This window comes from Qipengyuania sp. JB2-7 (assembly GCF_055693485.1).
In genome coordinates, this window is record NZ_CM146335.1 from 170,507 (window position 1) to 190,534 (window position 20,028).

Genomic DNA, 20,028 nt, shown 5'->3' on the forward strand with positions numbered 1-20,028 from the left:
TGTTTTCACAGACTAGCCACCCACTCCTTCCACCCTCCCACCCGGAGCCTGCCGGGATACCGTCCGGGTGGAAGGGTGGAGGGAACGGGGGCTAGGCTCTAATCAAGAACGCACACCAAACAACGCCGTCCCCACCCTTACATGGGTGGCACCGAGCATGATCGCAGTTTTGTAGTCGCTGCTCATACCCATGCTTCGGCCCCAGCCATCATCTTCTGGCCCATTGTCGCGGGCCATCTTGTCCAGCAGCGCAAAGAATGGCGCGGGCTCAATGTCAAAAGGTGGGATACACATCAGTCCGGCAACCGGGATGTCGGCATCGCGTGTCTGATCCAGCAGCGCAGGCACCTCTGCAATCGGACAGCCGCCCTTCTGGTCTTCCGCCCCGATATTGACCTGAAGGAAGCAGGGCACACGCCTGCCCGTTTTGTCCATCGCCTTCGCCAAGGCCTTTACAAGGCTGGGGCGATCCAGCCCATGGATACAATCGAACAGCGCGACTGCATCCTCTGCCTTGTTTGATTGAAGCTGACCGATCAGATGTAGCTCAACATCGGAATGGCCTTCGCGCAGCGCGGGCCATTTGTCCTGCGCCTCTTGCACGCGGTTCTCTCCGAAAACGCGATGCCCTTGATCAAGCAACGGTCGGATTGCCTCAGCCGGATGCGTTTTGCTGACCGCGATCAGCGTCACATCCTCACGCTCGCGCCGTGAAATTTTACAGGCCTGCGCAATCTCTGCCTCAACCAGTTCAAGTGGGGTCTGTTCGTCACTCATATGGTCGCGCTATAGCGGGTGCATGATGCATGACCAGCCTCTCCCGAACCTCTGGCTCTTTTCCGATGCGCGCAATGACGCGGGGTTGGAACAGGCGCTGGCCAAATTGCCCGCCGGCTCGGGTTTTGTCTTTCGCCATTATCATTTGGATCGCGAGGCGCGGCAGCAACGGTTTGACAGCCTAAAGACTCTGGCAAAGACACACGGACATTGCGTGGTCGTGGCCGACGATGCCCAGACTGCCCGGAAATGGGGTGCTGACGGGGTCTATGGGGGCAATGATAACGGCCACATCGTCAATGATGGCGACAACTTCGACACCAAACTGCTACACCTCGCAACAGCGCACAATGGCGACGAGCTGCGCACTGCCGTGGCGGAAAAAGCGGACGGCGTGTTTCTGTCGCCGGTCTTCCCCACCCGTTCTCATCCTGGCGTGCAGACGCTCGGCGTTCTAGGATTTCATGTGCTTGCCCAGCAAGTTGACATCCCGGCGATTGCTCTTGGTGGAATGAACACGGAACGCGCGAAGGAACTGGACTGGCCGCGTTGGGGCGCGATTGATGGGTTGGTTTAATTTGTAGGAGACCTAGCCGCCCCCGTTCCCTCCACCCTTCCACCCGGATAGTGTCCCGGTAGGCTCCGGGTGGAAGGGTGGAGGGAACGGGTGGCTAGGCTGAGATCAAAAACAAAACAATTGACCCTGACTCCACAGCGATTCATGGTGTATTGTGCAATAACAACACCGAGGGTCAGGCCTGAAATCGATGGCATCGCGCGCAGCATCTCCACCGGATTGGAAAGCGACATTTCGTCGCTCGCTGCGCCGCGCGTTGCAAATGGCCGGTGCAGCGATTCTCGCCCTGACCACGGTTTTCCTCACGCTATCGCTGATCAGTTACACGCAAACTGACCCAAGCCCCTCCACCGCATCGGCAGGCACCGATATCGCCAATTGGATGGGGGGCAGCGGGGCCTGGGCCAGCGAACGCGTGTTCTATCTGTTTGGACTACCCGCGATCCTGTTATTGCCCCTGCTCTACATCTCGGCGCGGCGACTATGGAGCGATGTCGAGACCGAGGACGAAGAAGAGGAAGCCAGCCCATGGTGGCGGCCCTTTGGCCTGCTTTTGTTGGCAATGGCTCTGATCGCGACGGTTCTTGCGCTGGTTTTCGAAGAAAGCAGCGGCCCGTTTCCCGCGGGGGTCGGCGGTTTGCTCGGGCTGCTGGGCGCAGGCGCGATTGAGGCCTTGGCAGCGCGCTTCCCAGAAAATTTCGGCGGCTGGATCATTGGTGGGTTGGCGCTGCTCAGCCTGGGCGGCGGCTTGGCACTGGTTACGCGGGTATTCGCGATCGACTGGCGGCGTTTCCTGACGCTGCCCAACTTCTTGAAACGAGACACCAAAGCGGATGAGGAAGATGACAGCCTCATCAAATTGCCACTCAAAGAAAAGACAAAGGAACGCGCCGAAAAAGCCGCTGAAACTATCTCAGAAGCTGGCACACCGCGCCGGGCGCCAGATATACCCGACCCCACCGCCGCCCCTCGCAAAGCCAAGCCAACCAAGGCCAAACAGCGCGATATGTTTGCCGAGTACGATTTGCCGAGCCTTGAGCTACTGGCCGAGGGGGAAGAGGACACTGCGCCCAAGCTCGATAAGCTGGCGCTGGAGCGGAATGCACGCCTGCTTGAAAACGTGCTCGACGATTTCAACGTGAAGGGTGAAATCACGGCTGTGCGCGCTGGGCCGGTTGTGACCATGTACGAGCTGGAACCTGCACCCGGCATCAAGGCTAGCCGCGTCGTGGGCTTGGCTGAAGACATTGCGCGCAATATGAGCGCGATCAGCGCACGCGTTTCACCTATTCCGGGCCGCACTGTGATGGGTATCGAGTTGCCCAATGCCGACCGGCAAATGGTCAATTACCGCGAGCTGGCATCGAGCGCTGACTTTGCTGATCACAAGGGCAATCTGCCGATCATCCTGGGCAAAGATATTGCTGGCGAACCTATCATTGCCGACCTTGCGGCAATGCCGCACTTGCTGGTCGCGGGTACGACAGGATCGGGTAAATCCGTCGGCCTGAACGCGATCCTGCTATCGCTGCTCTATCGCTTTACGCCGACCGAGTGCCGCCTGATCCTGATCGATCCCAAGGTGCTTGAACTTAAGACCTACGACGATATCCCGCATCTGCTCAGCCCCGTCGTGACGGAACCGCACAAATCGGTCCGCGCGCTCAAATGGGCCGTGGAAGAGATGGAGAAGCGCTATCGCATGATGTCGAGCGTGAACTCGCGCAATATCAGTTCTTTTAATGAAAAAGTGCGCGCCAGCATCGCCAAGGGTAAACCGCTCGTACCGCCGTGTGCAGACCGGTTTTGATCCAGACACGGGCGAGGAACTCTACGAGGAAGAACAGCTCGACTACGAAGTTCTGCCACTGATCGTGCTGATCGTTGACGAGCTGGCCGATCTTATGGTCACCGTTGGCAAGGAAATCGAGGTGCTAATCCAGCGCCTTTCGCAGAAATCACGCGCGGCGGGCATTCACCTGATCATGGCGACACAGCGCCCGTCGGTTGATGTGATTACCGGCGTCATCAAGGCCAACCTGCCGACCCGCATCAGCTTTAAGGTGACAAGCCGGATCGACAGCCGCACCATTCTGGGCGAACAGGGAGCGGAACAGCTGCTGGGCCGTGGTGATATGCTGTATAAGCCCAATACCGGCGCGATGGTGCGTGTGCACGGGCCGTTTGTCAGCGATGAGGAGGTTGAGCAGGTCGCCGACCATTGGCGCGCGCAAGGCAAACCCGACTATGTCGACGCTGTCACGGAAGAACCCGAAGGTGGCGGCTTTGACTTTGAGGACGAGTTCACCGCCTCTGACGATCCGGATGAGCGCAAATATCGCCAAGCCTGCCAGATCGTGTTTGAGAACCAGAAGGCGAGCGGCAGCTGGCTGCAACGACAGATGGGCGTAGGCTATAACACGGCAGCCAAATGGATTGAGCGCATGGAGGGTGAAGGCCTTGTCGGGCCGGCGGACCATGTGGGTCGCCGCGAGATTTTCCGCGATCGCGATGGCAACCCGATTTAACGATCGTATAACGCGTTTGCGGTAGCGTTAAGCCATGGCTGAAGCTCCGCACCCCATCATCCTGTTTGATGCAGAATGTGTATTGTGTTCCTACAATGCGCAATTCGTGCTGCGGTTCGATAAACAGGCGCATTTCCGTCTGGCATCCATGCAAAGCGACGTTGGCGCAAACCTGTTTCGCAAATTTGGCATCGACCCATCTGACCCAGACACAATCATCGTGGTCGAAGGCGCGACCGCGCGGCGCGACAGCGATGCGGTCATTTCCATCTATGAAGGTCTTGGTTGGCCTTGGCGCGCAGCCAGCATTTTTCGCCTGATCCCGCGCGTACTGCGCGATCCGATTTATCTGCTGATCGCGCGCAATCGCTATCGGATTTTTGGTAAGCGCGAGACATGCTGGCTCCCTCCAGACCATTTGCGCGATCGCTTACTTTAACACCCACCTCTATTTTCCGCGCGACGTTTGCAAAAAATATGAGTAAACGAGCATCATGAAGAGTTCGGGGGAACCAAGCGCGCAGCCAAAAGATGCAGCGGCAAAACCAATAGTCGACGCCGCGAAACCGGTGCAAAGCATCGCTGCTGTGCTGCGCGATTGGTGGACCGGCGAAGTCGCAGCTGACATTCAGCATTCCAAAGTCCTGCGGCGGATCGCGGAGGAAAGCTCCACCACACCGCGCTATCTTTTCATGATCTGCATGTCCGCAGGGATTGCGGTTTTGGGCCTGCTGCTTTCTTCGCCAGCGGTTGTTATTGGTGCCATGCTCCTCTCGCCGCTAATGGGCCCGATCATCGGCGCGGGATTTGCACTGGCAGAGGGAAAGTTCAAATGGCTGCGGCTGTGCGCGCGCGCCATCCTGATCGGAACGGTGGTCGCCATTCTTTTCACTGCGGCGATCGTATGGCTTTCTCCGTTGCAAACCGTAACGGATGAAATTGCGGCACGGACGAGGCCCAACCTGTTCGATTTGCTCGTTGCGCTCTTCTCATCGCTTGCCGGCAGTTATGCGATGATCCGCGGACGTGAGGGTACAATTGTCGGTGTCGCGATTGCGACCGCATTGATGCCGCCGCTCGCGGTTGTTGGCTATGGGCTGGCAACGTTCAATATGACCGTGTTTGGCGGCGCATTGCTGCTGTATGTTACGAACCTGTTGACCATCGCGCTGACGGCTACGGTGATGGCGCGGCTCTATGGCTTTCGCTATAAACGCTCGGCCCAACACGGTCTGACCGAAAGTATCGGCATTCTGCTGACCTTTGTGCTGCTCGCCATCCCTCTGGGTATCTCGCTTACGCAAATCGCGCGCGAGGCGAATGGACAACGGATTGTGAATTCCGTGATCGAAGACAGTTTCGATGCCCAGGCCCGCGTCGTCCAACCAACCATTGCATGGGATGCTGAGCCCATCCAAATCAACGCAGTCGTGTTTACACGTGACTATGAGGCCGATGTAGAATTGGCGATCTCGCGTCAATTGGAGCGGCAGCTGGGCGAGAAGGTCGAGGTTGGAATCGATCAGATCGTGGGGGCTGATCCGCGGGCAGCGGAACAAGCCGAGCTCGCTCGGGCCCGTGACCAACAACAAGCACAGGCAGCGGAGCAGCAAGTGGCAAATCTGGCAGAGCGGCTGGCGCTCGTCGCTGGCGTCGAAACCCGCGACGTAACGATCGACCGAGAGAACAAGCGAGCGTTAGTCACTGCGCGGCCTCTCGATGGTCTGACGCTAGCTGGCTATCGTGCACTTGAAGCGCGCGCGGCAAAACAGGCCCCTGATTGGCAGATACGCTTGCGCCCGCCAATACTACCCCTTCCCACAATCGTTCTGGACGAGGAGGGAAAGCCAAGCGCGGCTTCGGGCAAAGACGCGCTCTCTCTGATACTGTGGGCGTCTGGACGAACCGATATTCCGGTGACACTTTCAGGACCTGAGGATGCGGTTGCGGCAATTGCCTCACAACTAGAAGGCCAAGGCGCGAAAGTGCTGCGCGAAGGCGGTAGCCGCACTGATACAGTCGAAGCAAGGTGGTCGATCGTACCGGCTGTAATACCAACGTCTGGCGGCGAGCATTATTCTACTACTGCGTAATATAGTTGCAGCGTACTGGTATCAGATGTAACCACATCACCGCATTCCCCGAGGAGATTCCCCATGCGCGTTGGCTGTCCCAAAGAAATCAAAAATCACGAATATCGGGTTGGCTTGACGCCAGAAAGTGCACGAGAACTTGTCCATCAGGGCAATGAGGTTGTGATCGAAAGCGGCGCTGGCGCAGGGATCGGATCAACGGATGCTGAGTATGAAGCAGCAGGCGCAACCATCGTCGATGGGCCGGATCCAATCTTTGCGACATGTGAATTGGTGATCAAGGTCAAAGAGCCACAGGCGTACCGAGCGCGCCAAACTGCGCGAAGGACAGATACTGTACACCTATCTTCACTTGGCGCCCGATCCGGATCAGACCGCTGATCTGGTAAAGTCCGGCGTGACTGCCATTGCATATGAGACGGTGACTGGCCCGGGTGGTACGCTCCCGCTGCTTAAGCCCATGAGCCAGGTCGCCGACCGCATGAGCATTCAGGCGGGCGCTACAGCACTAGAAAAGGCGCATGGCGGACGCGGGGTTCTGATTGGCGGCGTACCGGGCGTTCTGCCCGGCAAAGTCGTTGTGATCGGCGGGGGCGTAGTCGGCTTTAACGCGGCACAAATGGCCGTTGGTCTTGGCGGCGATGTGGAAATCCTCGACCGCGATCCGGAAGTGCTCGAGAAAGTCGGTACGTTCTTTGAGGCGAGGGCAAGCACACGCTTTTCCAACCGTACCAATCTCGAAGATGCCGTGCGCCAAGCTGATCTGGTGATTGGTGCGGTCCTGATCCCCGGAGCCGCAGCCCCCAAGCTGATCACGCGCGAAATGCTGGGCCAGATGAAGCCCGGCGCGGTGTTGGTCGATGTGGCCATTGATCAGGGAGGATGTTTTGAAACATCCAAGCCAACTACGCATGCAGAGCCAACATATGTCGTTGATGACATCGTCCATTATTGCGTTGCCAATATGCCTGGCGCGGTTGCCCGTACCAGCACCTATGCGCTCAATAACGTCACGCTGCCTCATGCCTTGCGGATTGCCCGTCATGGCTGGAAGGATGCGCTGCGTAACGATCCGCACCTTGCGGAGGGGCTTAATGTCCATGCTGGCGCAGTGACGTATCAGGCGGTTGCCGAAGAGCTTGGCTATGAATACCGGCCCACATCTGTAGTAATCGCGTAATAACGGTGTGCTAATAGCCTGTTCGGAAGAGAAAATTTTGGCGGAGTGAGGCGAATTTTAACGCTGCGCTAAGGGCATTCCGCTAGCTGAGCGGCATGAGAAGGGGCGTCTCGGTATTTTTGGCCGCATGTATTGCGGTTTTGGTGTGCAGTTTTGGCGCAATGCCGGCGCACGCGCTGAACGGCCAGACTGCGGCTTGCGTAAAGTCGCTGGAAACTCGCCAATCCCCACAAAAACTCGTGCAGAATACTGAGCTACTCTCCTGTCGCGACGTCGATTTGCGCATTTCTGATCCGCAGACGGTAATCCGCTTTGACCTTGATGATCCCATCGATCGCGAGGCGAGCTTTCTTCACACCCGGCTCGGCCTGTTTGATACGCTGACACTCGTTGTGGTCGATCAGAAGGGTGCTTTTACCAGCCGGAACTATAGCCCCGATGATGTCATTCTAGCCTCGGGCGAACCGATGTTTATCGCGGAGCTACCACAAGTTGATGCGAACTCGCGCGCCGTATTCGCCATCTTTGACGCGCCCGGTCACAACGTCACTGTCTTGCGCGCCGCCCTCTATGATAGCGATCCCACCTTTGGCGCTGATCATTTTGCTTTGATGCTGTCCTTTGCAATCCTCGTTGGGATTATGATGGTCCCGGCTTTGTTTGACCTCGCCTTCTGGTCAGCACTTAAAAAACAATTCCTGTTGTGGCACGCGGCTCTCACGCTTTCCTTCGCCGCGCTTGTGTTCTTCCGAACGGGCCTGGCGGTTGAATTTCTCGATCTAACAGTCGTCAGCTGGCGAGCATGCCTCATTATAGCGTTGGGCACTGCTGCGATCATGGCCGCAATGTTCACACACAGTTTCGTCGAAGAGGGGAAACTGCACCCCACGCTGCGCAGGGCGTTGCCTTGGTTAGGTTTGTGGGCGTTCGCAGCATCCGTGATCCACGCGCTCAACCTTGAGATACTCGCCCCATTGGGAGGTGCTTTTCACACATACGCATTCGCGCCACCCCTCGCCCTGTTTATCCTGGTGATGCTTGACGCGTACCGGCGCGGTAGCCGTGCGATTCGTTTCCAAATGATGGGCTGGATTCCTCTTATGTTGGCCGTTTCCGTCCAGTTTCTCAGCTCCATCCTGCCACTTGGCATCCCGACTGATGCCCTGCCGCTCTTCTACATTGGCGTGTTGAGCGAGACGGTCGCGACAGCAGTTGGCGTCGCAGACCGATTCATCTCCATCCGCCGCGAGCGCGATCAGGCATGGCTAAGAGCATATGAACTCGGCGATCTATCGAATAAAGACCCGATGACGGGCCTGATGAATCGGCGGGCACTGAACCAGCGATTCGAAGAACTACAAGGCAAAGGGTTCACCACCTTCGCACTGCTTGATCTCGACGAGTTCAAGCAGGTCAATGATCGGTTCGGCCATAGTGTGGGTGATGATGTGCTGACCACGGTAGGCAAGGCTCTCACGTCGGAACCGGGTCGTAACACGGTCGCATTCCGGATGGGCGGTGAAGAGTTCCTGCTGATGCTGCGCGGGCCATCAGGCCTGGAGCGCGCCGAAAATCTGCGCACCGCAATCAGTCGGCGGGTTGCAAGCGAAGTAGTCGGACTGGAGCGTGTTGTGACAGCAAGCATGGGGGTCATCATTTCGCCGCCTGAGGCGCCTGTTCCGATGAGGCTGGAAGACCTCTACGCGCGCACAGACAAGCTGTTGTATGAGGCAAAGGCCGCTGGTCGCAATCGCACGATTCACGAACGCCTGACCTTGTTTGCTGAGCGCCCTTCAAAGACGGACCGCGCAACGCAAGCGGCTTAACAGCGCCTAAACATTCTCTCGCCATTTGCGGTAACGTTTCGCGCGGCGTGCGGCACGAAACTGATCCGCGAGCAGTGCCACGGCGGCTGAACCGCCATCGCCGGGCGCACGTCCCGCCGCCATCCGTTCCAACTGTGCCTTCGTCAGCGCCATTGTCGCAAGGCCTTTCAAAGCAGAGCTGGACCAGCTTACCTGCGGCAGGGCAACATCAGTATTCTGCCCCTCGCGCCAATGAGTAGGCAATGCCGGATCAGCGGCCAGCGCACGTGCAATGCCCAGCAGGGAAACGCCAAAGCCCTGCTCATCTTGAGCAAGCGCCGCCTCAGCCGTCGCAAGCTTCGTGATGCCGCCAGTGACCATAATCGGCATGTCGGCAACCTGCGCGATATCGCGGGCGAAATCGATGAAGTACGCCTCTCGTTGCAACGTTGATGATGGTGTGCCGCCGCTTTCATCATTCGCGTTGCCTTGCATTGCTGGGCTCTCATAGCTGCCACCCGACAGCTCAACGAAATCAACACCGCGGCCATTGAGCCATTGAACGACCTGTCGTGCATCTTCGAAAGCGAAGCCACCGCGCTGGAAATCAGCCGAATTGAGCTTTATGCCGATGCCGAAATCGGGGCGCACAACCCGGCGTGCTGCATCCACAATCGACAGGAGGAAGCGCGCCCGATCTTCCAGACCCCCGCCCCATTCGTCAGTACGCTTGTTCGTTAGTGGCGAGAGGAACTGACTAATCAGATAGCCATGCGCGCCGTGGATCTGCACACCGTCAAACCCGGCCTCTTGAGCCAAGACAGCAGTATCCGCGAACCGCACGATGATCCGATCAATCTCTGTCTTCGAGAGCGCACGAACCGGTGCAAAGAGCGAGCTGAACTTGCCCAGATCAAGCGAGATATCTGATGGCGAAACCGCCGTTTCGCCCATGCTCTTATAAAGCTGGCGGCCCGGATGGCTGATCTGTAGCCAGAACTGGCCGCCGCCCGATTTGCCAAGTTCTGCCCATTTTCTGAACGGCGTCAGATCGGTCCCTTTTTGCAAGACGACCCCGCCCGGCCCGGTTAGCGCGGATGGATCAACCATCACATTGCCCGACAGGATCAGGCCAGTGCCGCCTTTGGCCCAAGCGTCATACAGATTGAACAACTTGTCACCCGGATATTGGCCGGGCTGCACCGCCAGATTCTCTTCCATGGCCGCTTTGCAGATGCGGTTCGGTAAGGTGGTGCCATTGGGCAGCGTCAGTGGTTCAAACAGCGGTGATGTTGAGATCATTTCTCTCCTGATGATATCTGGAAGGGCGCGACAATTTCGGGCCGCACACGGGCCAGTTTACCGGTCTCGCGATGCAACATCGCCCAGTTGGTGGAGGCTGAGACGAGCAATTTGCCGGAGCTGTCACGAAAATCGACTCGGCGCGTGGATTGCGCACCGCGCGGCTTGCCTTCAATCCATGTCTCGCCAGTGGCTCCTTCGCCCTGAGCAATGTTGCCGCGATAATCGATCTCGTGCCGCACCACCAGCCAGATAAAGTCGCGCTGATGCACGGGATCGGCCACCGCTTCCCAATGCGCGGCGGCCATATCCTGCACCCATTCCACCCAGACGGTGTTGTTAACGTGGCCCATAACATCGATGTGCCGCGCCTCAGCGGTGAAACTCTTGCTGAACGGTCCGGTCAACCTACTTTTCAACCTCGCCCATCTGCGTCAGGATAAAGGCGTATTCCTCGGCCACTTCGTAGATCGAGGCAAAGCGCCCTGACTTCCCGCCATGGCCCGCACCCATATTGGTCTTGAGCAATAAGGTGTTGCTGTCCGTCTTAAGCTCACGCAATTTGGCGACCCATTTGGCTGGCTCCCAATAGGTCACTCGCGGATCATTGAGGCCGGCGGTCACCAACATGGGTGGATAGTCCTGCGCGATCACCTGATCGTATGGCGAATAGCTGAGGATATAGGCAAAGGCGCGCTTGTCGGTGATCGGGTTGCCCCATTCCGGCCACTCGCCCGGCGTCAGCGGCAGGTCTTCATTGACCATGGTGTTGATCACATCAACGAACGGCACATTGCTGACCACTGCGCCCCACAGATCAGGGTCGGTGTTGACGACCACACCCATCAACTCGCCGCCAGCGGAACCGCCGCTGGCGCTAATCTGACCCTTGGCAGTATACCCCTTGTCGATCAGGCCTTTGGCCACATCACTGAAATCAGTGAAGGTGTTCCAGCGCTCGCTGAGCTTGCCCTGCAAATACCAATTGCGGCCCAGATCATCACCGCCGCGAACATGCGCGATGGCATAGGCATAACCGCGATCCACCAGGCTCAGCCGCGTTGTCGAGAAGCTTGGCGGATAGGCATATCCATACGCACCGTAAGCATAAAGATGCAGCGGCCCGCCCATCGGGCGATCTTTGCGCATCACCACGCTGACGGGAACTTGCGTACCATCACGCGCCGTCACGGTCAGCCGCTCGGTCGTGTAGAGCGAGGGATCATAGCCCGATGGGATCTCCTGCTGCTTGAGCAGTTCCAGCTCTGCGCTCACCACATCATAATCATAGACAGAGTCCGGCGTGACCATGCTTTCATAGGATAACCGCAACTTGCTCTGGTCATATTCGGGATTGTTGCTGAGGCCCGCAACATAGCTTGCCTCTGGAAACGCAATCGGCGTCATCTTCGTGACGTCATCATAATCGCGGATCTGCACCTGATCGAGGCCATTGAGGCGGCCCTCCGTGGTGTAGAAATCCTTGAACAGATCGAAGTCAGACAGGTAAAACTCATCCGATCCGGCGATCACAGTCTGCCAATCCTGAGGCGTATTCACCGAAGCAACCGCCAGTCGGAAGTTCACGTGATCGTCATTGGTGTGAACCCAAATCACGTCATCGCGAATATCGATGTCGTATTCGACACCTTTAGTGCGCGGTTTGATCAGGATTTGCTCACCCGTTGGATCGTCAGCGCGAACTATACGCACCTCGCTGGTCTCATTGTCGCCAGTCGCGATAATGAGCCAGTCATCTTGCGCGGAAAGGCCATGCCCGACATTAAAGCCTTCATCCGCCGTCTCACGATACAGCTCAACATCGTCGGCCACCGGGGTGCCCAGTATGTGCAGACTGGCTGCTTTCGTGCGCCAGTTCTCATCTGCCAAACCATAAACCAGCGCGGTGTCATTCATCACCCAGGTCAGACCGGTACGAATGCCCTCAATCACATCGGGCAGCAGTTCGCCCGTCTCAAGATCCTTGACCACCGCATTGTAGCGCTCGGCCCCGCTCGTATCGGTTGAGTAGGCGAGCATACGACCATTCTTGCTGATCGAGAATGCGCCGAGGCGGAAATATTCGTGGCCCTCGGCCAGCTCGTTCTCATCCAGAATCAGCTGCGCGTCACCTCCAGAAACCGGACGGCGGTAATATTTGCGGTACTCCGCCCCCTCTTCAAATTCCGACCAATAAAGAAACTCGCCATAGCGCTGCGGCACAGTGGAATCGTCTTCCTTGATGCGCGCTTTCATCTCTTCGAACAGCTCGTCAACCAAGCCCTGATGCGGCTTCATCTGCGCTTCGAACCAGGCGTTTTCGGCCTTCAGGTGCTCCAGCACATCCTCATCATCAATCTCAGGATATCCCTTATCTTCCAGCCAATTATACGGATCAGAGATCGTGATCCCGTGATGGGTGAAAGAATGGTCGCGCTTCTCGGCAACCGGCGGCGAAGTTGGTTCAGTCAATGATGTTTCCTGAGCTATTGAGGGGGTGGCGAGCGCGAGTGCGGCGCTTGTGATGATCGATGAGAGGGGGATGCGCATGAGGGTGTGGCACTCCTGGCAATTGGCCTGACAATGGGTTTGAGCGCATCTGACTGGAAAGCCCGCCGCTCGAAGTGTACGAGTACGCTATGCTTATGCGGCCCATTGGGACGTCGCAAGCGCCGAGTCGTCAAGAATCTGACAGGCGCCGAAAAAAGGATATCGAATTTATGCTCATGCACACTCACGAGGCTCGGCTAGATGCGCTGCGCGGCGAATTAAAAAAGCGAGGCCTTGATGGCTTCGTCATCCCGATCTGCGACGAACATATGAGCGAATATGTCGGCGATTATGCGCAGCGTCTGGCCTGGCTCACCGGATTTGGTGGAAGCGCAGGCAGCGCGGCGGTGATGTCAGAGCCGCAGACAGGCAATGGCGCAGCAATTTTCACCGATGGACGTTATACCGTGCAGGTGCGCGAGCAGGTCAATGGCGAGTTGTTTGATTATGAGAGCGTGCCGGAAACCAGCCCCGCAGCCTGGCTTGCAAAGAACGCGCAAAAGGGCATGCGTATCGGCTATGATGCATGGCTTCACCCGACTGGTTGGGCCGAGGGTGTATCGAAATCGCTAGCCGCAAAGGGCGCAGAACTTGTCGCGGTGGGCAGCAACCCGGTTGACGCTGTTTGGGCTGACCAACCTGCGCCTTCCCCATCTATCGCGGTTCCGCACGATGATGCCCATGCTGGGCGCAGCAGCGCAGACAAGCGTGCTGCCATCGCTGACTGGCTGAAAGAAGAAGGCCATGATGCGACAGTAATCTGCGCACTCGATTCGGTTGCATGGCTGCTGAATATGCGTGGGTCCGATGTGGCCAACACGCCCGTTGCTCTATCCTATGTGGTGGCGCATGCAGATGGTACGGCGGAGCTGTTTATCGCGCCAGAAAAAGTCACTCCTGAGCTAACGAAACACCTCGGCAACGCGGTGAGCATTCGGGATCGTGCCCAGTTCGTCCCTGCGCTTGAAAGCTTGGCCGGAAAGACCGTGGCAGTTGATCCTGGTCAGGCCGTCGCAGGCGTATTCCATGCCTTGACCCAAGGTGGCGCGACCACGGTGCGCGCCAGCGACCCGACGGTGCTGGCCAAAGCGATCAAGAACCCCGTCGAGCAGCAGGGGCACCGCGATGCGCAGGCACGCGATGGCGCGGCGATGGTCAAGTTTCTGCGCTGGCTCAGTATTGAAGCACCCATGGGCTCCGTTGATGAGCTTGGCGCGGCGGCAAAACTGCGGGAATTCCGTGGCCTAAGCCCTGACCTTAAAGACACCAGTTTCGACACGATCAGCGCCGCAGGCGGTCACGCGGCGCTGCCGCATTACAAGGTGGATGAGGAAAGCAATATCCCGATCCCCCCCGGCAGCATCTTCCTGTGCGATTCCGGTGGCCAATATCTGGATGGCACCACCGACATCACCCGCACGGTGTGGATCGACAGCGCCGATGGCAGCGCGCAGCCGACCGATGAGATGATCGATCGCAATACGCGCGTGCTCAAGGGCCATATTCAGCTCGCCATGGCACGTTTCCCAGCGGGCACCAATGGCGGCCAGCTCGACACACTGGCCCGCATGCATTTGTGGCAGGCGGGCGTGGATTATGGGCACGGCACGGGTCATGGCGTTGGCGCCTATCTGTCTGTTCACGAGGGGCCGCAACGCATCTCCAAACCCGGCGGCGCTTTTGCAGGAACGTCTACGCCGTTGGCAGCGGGCATGATCCTGTCTAATGAGCCCGGCTATTACAAACAGGACCATTTCGGCATTCGGATCGAAAATTTGATCCTGACGCAGCCGGTTGAGATTGATGGCGCAGAGGGCAATTGGCTCGGTTTCGAAACACTTACTTTCGTGCCGCTTGATCGGCGTCTGGTGAACAAGGATTTGTTGACCGAAACTGAAATTGGCTGGTGGGATCGCTATCATGCGAAGGTGTGGGACGTCCTATCGCCACAGCTCGATGGCGAAGACCTGGCTTGGCTTGAGGGGCAATGCCAGCCGCTCTGATAGCCCCTATGGTGGGTGCCTTGTACGAATTACAATGTTCCTGTAATGTTCTCTTATTCTGATTGCGACTCGGAAAGGACTTAAGCAATGCTGGGATATGTTACTGTAGGCACTAACGACTTGGAGCGTTCCGCCAAATTCTATGACGCCATCGCCGCAGAGATGGGCGTTGGGCGGATGATGGAATTCGACACCTTTATCGCTTGGGGCAATATGGATGGTGCGCCAGGCATTGCTGCAACCAAGCCCTTTGATGGCGAAGCAGCGAGCATCGGCAATGGCGTGATGGTTGCCCTGCAAGCGTCCGACCGCGATCAGGTTCAGCGGCTTTATGACATTGCATTGGCCAATGGCGGAAGTGATGAGGGCCCTCCTGGCCCGCGCGGAGAGCCAGACGAAAACGGCATGGTCTTTTACGCTGGCTATTTCCGCGATCCGGACGGAAACAAACTCAACGCTTTTTTGATGGACAAGGTCAGCTAATCACGCAGGAGGCATTCGATGAAAGGGAAACGGCGGCTTAGCGAGAGCTTCATTCATCTGGGGCTAGGCGCGACATGCGTACCGCAGCCGCCGTTCTCTGGCGTCGATTGGTACGAGGCGTATGGCAAACGCCACGGCGCGGATGGGCGCGAGGGCCGCTTGGTCAGCCAACACTCTTTCACCACAGGCTGGGACACCTGGGAAATGCACCCTCACGGTGAAGAGGTTGTCATCTGCACCTCAGGCTCAATGACGCTGACGCAGGAATGGCCCGATGGACGGCGGGAAACCGCCACGCTGGAAGCAGGCGATTACGCTATCAACGAGCCAGGCGTGTGGCACATCGCCGATGTTGAAGAGCACGCCACTGCGATTTTCATCACGGCTGGCGAGGGCACACAAATGCGCCCCCGCTGACCAAAGGGAGGCCTGAAGACCGCGCTTTGCTTGCGCCCGTATGAACCGGGTGAGGCGCACGATACAAAGCGATACAATTCATGCACTTCACGGCATAATGCTGCGACAATCGTTCCCTAAAAGGTACCCCAAGAGTTGCGGTGAACCACCTTGGCTCAGCACACTGGGAACAAGGAGTTGAGACAAATCTCTCCCCCTCCCCCCGCCTATCCCAAGGCAGTCTCAACACGGTTCACTGCAGCTCCGCCCACTTTTGACGGAGAACACATATGAAAAAGATCGTCCTACCTCTTAGCGCCGCAGCCTTGGCTTTGACCGGTGCGACTGTTGCCCTTGCGGATAATCACACTGGCAAACAGCGCCCCGATGCCAATGGCGACGGTGTTGTAACCAGCACCGAACACGCCGCTCATGCTGATGCCATGTTCGCACGAATGGATGCAAACGGCGATGGCGTGCTGAACGCTGATGATCGCACAATGAAAAAGGCAGAGCGCTTCGCCCAGGCAGACACAAATGGAGACGGTGAACTTTCGCAAGCAGAAATGACCGCAGCTCGCGAAGCCCGTAAGGCCCGCCGCGCTGAACGCCGCGAACGACGCGAAGCACAGCGCGCAGAGCGCCGTGATGGCCGACAAGCCGAACGCTTTGCTCGTCTCGATACAGATGGCAGCGGCGGTCTGTCACAGTCCGAAATCGAAGCTGGCCGCGATATGGCGAAGGAACGCCGCGGTAAGGGCCGGATGGGCAAACGTCGCGGAGGCGGCAATCGGATGGAGCGGATGATGCGCCGCGCGGATACCAATGGCGACCAAGCCATCAGCCGCGCCGAGTTTGACGCTGCTATGGCAGCACGCTTCGCCCGAGCGGACGCCAATAGCGATGGCAGCATCTCGGTACGAAGAACGTCAGGCGGTTCGCGACGAGCGCCGCGCCCAAAGGTCTGAGCGTCGCGCGCAACCCCGCCAGCAACGTTCCGCACAATAGGCTGCACCTTGCAGCATGACCAACAAGGCGGGTAGGCGGCGAAATTGATGACTGAAATCGCGCCGACCTCCCTCTTGCTCGTCGATGATGAGCCAACACTACGCGAACCCCTGGCCGAATATCTAACCGGTCAGGGGTTTGCCGTGTCCGAGGCTGAAAGTTCGGCTGCAGCGCGCAGCTATCTACTTCACAATGCACCTGATCTGGTGCTGCTCGACATCATGATGCCCGGCGAAGATGGCCTTTCGCTGTGTCGTCATCTGGTGGAGGCGCGCGCTATCCCAGTCATACTGCTGACCGCACGGGGCGAAGCAACTGATCGTATCGTTGGGCTGGAAATAGGTGCGGATGATTACGTCACCAAACCGTTCGAACCGCGCGAACTGGTTGCGCGCATCCGCTCTGTTCTCAGACGCGTCGAAAAGGGGCCCGCGCAATCTAACGGTGCCGACGACGCGATCTATCAATTTGAAGGGTGGACGCTTGATCCCCTGAAACGCCGCCTCACCAATCCAGACGGTGCGGTCGTATCGATATCAACCGCAGAGTTTCGACTGTTGCGGGCCTTTTGCGATCACCCGCGTCAGGTTCTCGATCGTGATCGTTTGCTCGACTTGGTCCAGGGTCGTGAGGCGCATATGTTCGATCGAGCGGTCGATAATCAGGTCAGTCGCTTGCGCCGGAAAATTGAAGCGGACACGCGCAACCCGCACTTCATTCAAACGGTTCGCGGTGGCGGCTATCGCTTTGGCGCTGACGTGACACGCGGGCCAGCTTAGCTTTCGATGATGCGTTTTCTTCCCAAAAGCCTGATGGGTCAAACCCTGCTAGCAGCCGCAGTTGCTCTGTTGGTCGCGCAAGCCATTTCGGCGGCGCTGCTTTATCGCGCCTCTCAGGAGCGCCGTGAGGCTGCTCTGATCAATGCTGCGGCATTTCAGCTTGCGAGAGGGCTTTCGCCTTCGTCGGAACTGCGCGTACCGGTTCCGTGACTTTGATGACAGGCTTGATCTGCGCCCTTCACGCGATCGTGGCCCGCGTAGGATAATGCGACGGCTAAGATTTAGTGAGTCTGTCAGCAATCCTGTCGCCGATGACGAGGTGCGTAATTCTGATCGCGAGGCGCAATTGCGCCAATTCCTGACAGAGCAAGGCATTGATGTGGCCGAGGTTGCCATCACCGTACGGCCTTGGCTCAAGGATAGCGATTGGGCAGATGCCATCGCCCGCTCACCTCGCCTGCAACGGCGCACAACGCAAAGCCAAGGACTTTTGGTTGCCGGTTTGCGCCGTACCGGTGAAAGCACTTGGCGTGTGGTCCGGCTGCCTCTGCCGCCACGCGATCGTACGGGCCTTGGCGCGATCACGCTGCAAACCGCAGTTCTCTTCACCGTCTTGATGGGACTGCTTTATTGGATGCTGCGCCGGATTACCGGGCCGCTGGCCGAGCTGCGGAAACGCACGGAAATGTTTGCCGTAAGTGGCGCCGCTGTTGAACCGTTGCCGGAACGCGGGCCGCACGACGTCGCGGGCTTAACCCGCGCGCATAACACTATGGAGGCGCGCATCGCCGGCATGCTGAGTGAGAAAGACGTGATGTTGGGCGCAATCGGTCATGACCTCAAGACTCCCTTGGCCGCGCTGCGCGTGCGGATTGAGAGTGTCGAGGATAATGCTCAACGCGCGAAGATGAGCGAAACAGTTGAGGACATCACGCGCACGCTCGATGAAATTCTCGACCTCGCCCGGATAGGTAAAAATGATGCGCGGCCCGAAGCTGTCGAATTGTCTGCGCTGCTGATTTCGATTGTTGAAGAGTATGAGGACCAAGGCAAGCCAGTGATGCTGATCCAGAGCGAGCGTGTCGTGGCGCCGGTGCATCTGACATGGCTGAAACGCGGTCTGCGCAACCTCATCAACAATGCGCTGCGCTATGGCGGGAGCGCGGATGTGAGTGTTGCACGCGACGCTAATCACGTCATTCTTGCGGTCACAGATACGGGGCCTGGTATCCCGCCAGATCAGATTGGGAGCATGTTGGAGCCGTTTGCGCGCGGTGAGGCCAGCCGAAACCGAGCAACCGGTGGCGCAGGTTTGGGCCTGACCATCGCACGCGCTGTCGCTGAACAGCACGGTGGATCACTTACTCTAACAAATCGCGACCAAGGCGGCCTTCGCGCGGAATTTCGCTTGCCAGTGTAGCGTAAGCCCGCGCACAGTGCGCGCATGACCGACACGCTCTATGCCGCACCGCTATCGCTCTATTCTGGAAAAGCCCGCGCCTATATGGATTGGAAGGGGGTGGATTATCGCGAAGTCCTATCGACCCCCGACATCTATGCCAAAGTGATCATTCCCAATGTGGGGCGTCCGGTCATCCCGGTGGTCGAGTGCAGCGATGGAGTGATCCTGCAAGACACTACGCTAATCATCGATCACTATGAACAAAGCACAGCGGGCCCATCGGTATATCCCGAAAGCCCACGTCAGAAGCTCGCTGCGCTCTTGCTGGAGTGCTTTGGCGATGAGTGGCTGGTCATTCCCGCGATGCACTATCGCTGGAACTATAACGAAGAGTGGGTTTACGGTGAGTTCGGCAAAGTCGCCTTGCCCGACGGCACGCCGGACCAGCAATATGAGGCGGGCAAAGAACGCGGTGCGAACTTTCGCGGTTTTGTGCCGATGCTTGGCATCAATGATGCGACCATTCCCGCGATTGAAGCAAGCTATGAGGCCTTGCTCGCGGACCTTGATACCCATTTCGCCGAGCATCCTTTTCTACTGGGAACACGTCCTTCGATTGGGGATTTGGGGCTGATCGGGCCGCTTTACGCGCACAACTATCGCGATCCGAAGTCGGGCGAGATGATGCGGCGTCTGGCACCACGTGTCGCTGAATGGGTGTTGCGCATGACAGATGTGAAAGAGCCGCTGTCTGGCGAGTTCTTGGCCGATGATGCGATACCGACCACACTGGAACCGGTGCTCAACCGCATGATGAGTGAGCAGATACCTTACCTGCAAAATGTCGCAGACATGCTGCGTGATTGGGCAGCGGCAAATCCGGACGCAGAGCTACCTCGCGCACTGGGCATGACTGACTTCACGGTCGAAGGCGTAACGGGACAGCGCATCGCGATCCCCTTCAGCCTATGGATGTTACAGCGCGCACTCGACTATCTCGCGAGCTTGCCCGAGCGGGATAGAAAAGCCTGCGAAGAAATGCTGCGCAGCATTGGTGGAGATGCATTGATCGGCTTCGAGATCGGAACACGGCTACGTTTTAAAAACTTCAAGCTCACCTTAGATTAAGTTTTGATCGCGCTTTT

At 57.9% G+C, this 20,028-nt stretch carries 16 protein-coding genes and 2 pseudogenes; 14 read left to right on the plus strand and 4 right to left on the minus strand.

Translation table 11 applies throughout. The features are described 5' to 3' along the window. Positions 1-102: 102 nt before the first annotated feature. Positions 103-777: a YggS family pyridoxal phosphate-dependent enzyme gene (locus tag ACZ1GM_RS00765; protein ID WP_472677322.1), complete on the minus strand. Its 675-nt coding sequence runs from the start codon at positions 775-777 to the stop codon at positions 103-105. A gap of 22 nt (positions 778-799) precedes the next feature. On the opposite strand from ACZ1GM_RS00765, the gene ACZ1GM_RS00770 reads away from it, so the two are divergent. The 6 genes and pseudogenes from ACZ1GM_RS00770 (at position 800) to ACZ1GM_RS00795 (ending at position 8,981) form a co-directional block, all read left to right on the plus strand. Beyond that, a complete protein-coding gene (locus tag ACZ1GM_RS00770; RefSeq protein WP_472677323.1) occupies positions 800-1,354 on the plus strand; it encodes a thiamine phosphate synthase in 555 nt (184 codons plus the stop codon). Positions 1,355-1,544: 190 nt separating this feature from the next. Further along, positions 1,545-3,882: pseudogene (locus tag ACZ1GM_RS00775) on the plus strand (FtsK/SpoIIIE family DNA translocase). A gap of 34 nt (positions 3,883-3,916) precedes the next feature. After that, the gene (locus ACZ1GM_RS00780) at positions 3,917-4,321 is read left to right on the plus strand and encodes a thiol-disulfide oxidoreductase DCC family protein (RefSeq protein WP_472677324.1); all 405 of its coding nucleotides are present in this window, start codon (positions 3,917-3,919) and stop codon (positions 4,319-4,321) included. Positions 4,322-4,376: 55 nt separating this feature from the next. Further along, positions 4,377-5,975 carry a DUF389 domain-containing protein gene (locus ACZ1GM_RS00785; RefSeq protein ID WP_472677325.1) on the plus strand — a complete coding sequence of 533 codons (1,599 nt, stop codon included), beginning with the start codon at positions 4,377-4,379 and terminating at the stop codon, positions 5,973-5,975. 63 nt (positions 5,976-6,038) lie between these two features. Then, positions 6,039-7,155 (plus strand): annotated as a pseudogene (ald, locus tag ACZ1GM_RS00790) (alanine dehydrogenase). A 95-nt stretch (positions 7,156-7,250) separates the two neighbouring features. Beyond that, complete coding sequence (locus ACZ1GM_RS00795) at positions 7,251-8,981, plus strand: GGDEF domain-containing protein (protein ID WP_472677326.1); 1,731 nt, start codon at positions 7,251-7,253, stop codon at positions 8,979-8,981. Positions 8,982-8,987: 6 nt separating this feature from the next. Here the strand turns inward: ACZ1GM_RS00795 and ACZ1GM_RS00800 are convergent, their stop codons facing one another. Genes ACZ1GM_RS00800 through ACZ1GM_RS00810 form a run of 3 tightly spaced genes read right to left on the minus strand, consistent with a single transcriptional unit; the run spans position 8,988 to position 12,812 of the window. After that, entirely contained in the window at positions 8,988-10,262 is a 1,275-nt protein-coding gene (locus tag ACZ1GM_RS00800; protein WP_472677327.1) for an NADH:flavin oxidoreductase/NADH oxidase family protein, read from the minus strand. Beyond that, positions 10,259-10,669, minus strand: a complete 411-nt coding sequence (locus ACZ1GM_RS00805; protein ID WP_472677328.1) for an acyl-CoA thioesterase — start codon at positions 10,667-10,669, stop codon at positions 10,259-10,261. The genes ACZ1GM_RS00800 and ACZ1GM_RS00805 overlap by 4 nt, the downstream gene beginning before the upstream one ends. 1 nt (position 10,670) lies before the next feature. Next, positions 10,671-12,812, minus strand: coding sequence for a S9 family peptidase (locus ACZ1GM_RS00810; protein ID WP_472677329.1), 2,142 nt, complete (start codon positions 12,810-12,812; stop codon positions 10,671-10,673). Positions 12,813-12,982: 170 nt separating this feature from the next. On the opposite strand from ACZ1GM_RS00810, the gene ACZ1GM_RS00815 reads away from it, so the two are divergent. From ACZ1GM_RS00815 to ACZ1GM_RS00850, 8 genes are all read left to right on the plus strand, one after another. Next, on the plus strand, positions 12,983-14,815 hold the full coding sequence (locus tag ACZ1GM_RS00815; RefSeq protein WP_472677330.1) for an aminopeptidase P family protein: 1,833 nt from the start codon (positions 12,983-12,985) through the stop codon (positions 14,813-14,815). Positions 14,816-14,902: 87 nt separating this feature from the next. Next, a complete protein-coding gene (locus ACZ1GM_RS00820) occupies positions 14,903-15,298 on the plus strand; it encodes a VOC family protein (protein WP_472677331.1) in 396 nt (131 codons plus the stop codon). An 18-nt stretch (positions 15,299-15,316) separates the two neighbouring features. Then, positions 15,317-15,715, plus strand: a complete 399-nt coding sequence (locus ACZ1GM_RS00825) for a cupin domain-containing protein (RefSeq protein ID WP_472677332.1) — start codon at positions 15,317-15,319, stop codon at positions 15,713-15,715. 269 nt (positions 15,716-15,984) lie between these two features. Then, on the plus strand, positions 15,985-16,662 hold the full coding sequence (locus ACZ1GM_RS00830) for an EF-hand domain-containing protein (RefSeq protein ID WP_472677333.1): 678 nt from the start codon (positions 15,985-15,987) through the stop codon (positions 16,660-16,662). A gap of 87 nt (positions 16,663-16,749) precedes the next feature. Then, on the plus strand, positions 16,750-17,481 hold the full coding sequence (locus ACZ1GM_RS00835) for a response regulator (RefSeq protein ID WP_472677334.1): 732 nt from the start codon (positions 16,750-16,752) through the stop codon (positions 17,479-17,481). Positions 17,482-17,487: 6 nt separating this feature from the next. After that, entirely contained in the window at positions 17,488-17,691 is a 204-nt protein-coding gene (locus ACZ1GM_RS00840; RefSeq protein ID WP_472677335.1) for a hypothetical protein, read from the plus strand. Positions 17,692-17,746: 55 nt separating this feature from the next. Beyond that, positions 17,747-18,901: a sensor histidine kinase gene (locus tag ACZ1GM_RS00845; protein WP_472677336.1), complete on the plus strand. Its 1,155-nt coding sequence runs from the start codon at positions 17,747-17,749 to the stop codon at positions 18,899-18,901. 24 nt (positions 18,902-18,925) lie between these two features. Beyond that, a complete protein-coding gene (locus ACZ1GM_RS00850; RefSeq protein ID WP_472677337.1) occupies positions 18,926-20,011 on the plus strand; it encodes a glutathione S-transferase family protein in 1,086 nt (361 codons plus the stop codon). Positions 20,012-20,028 lie beyond the last annotated feature (17 nt).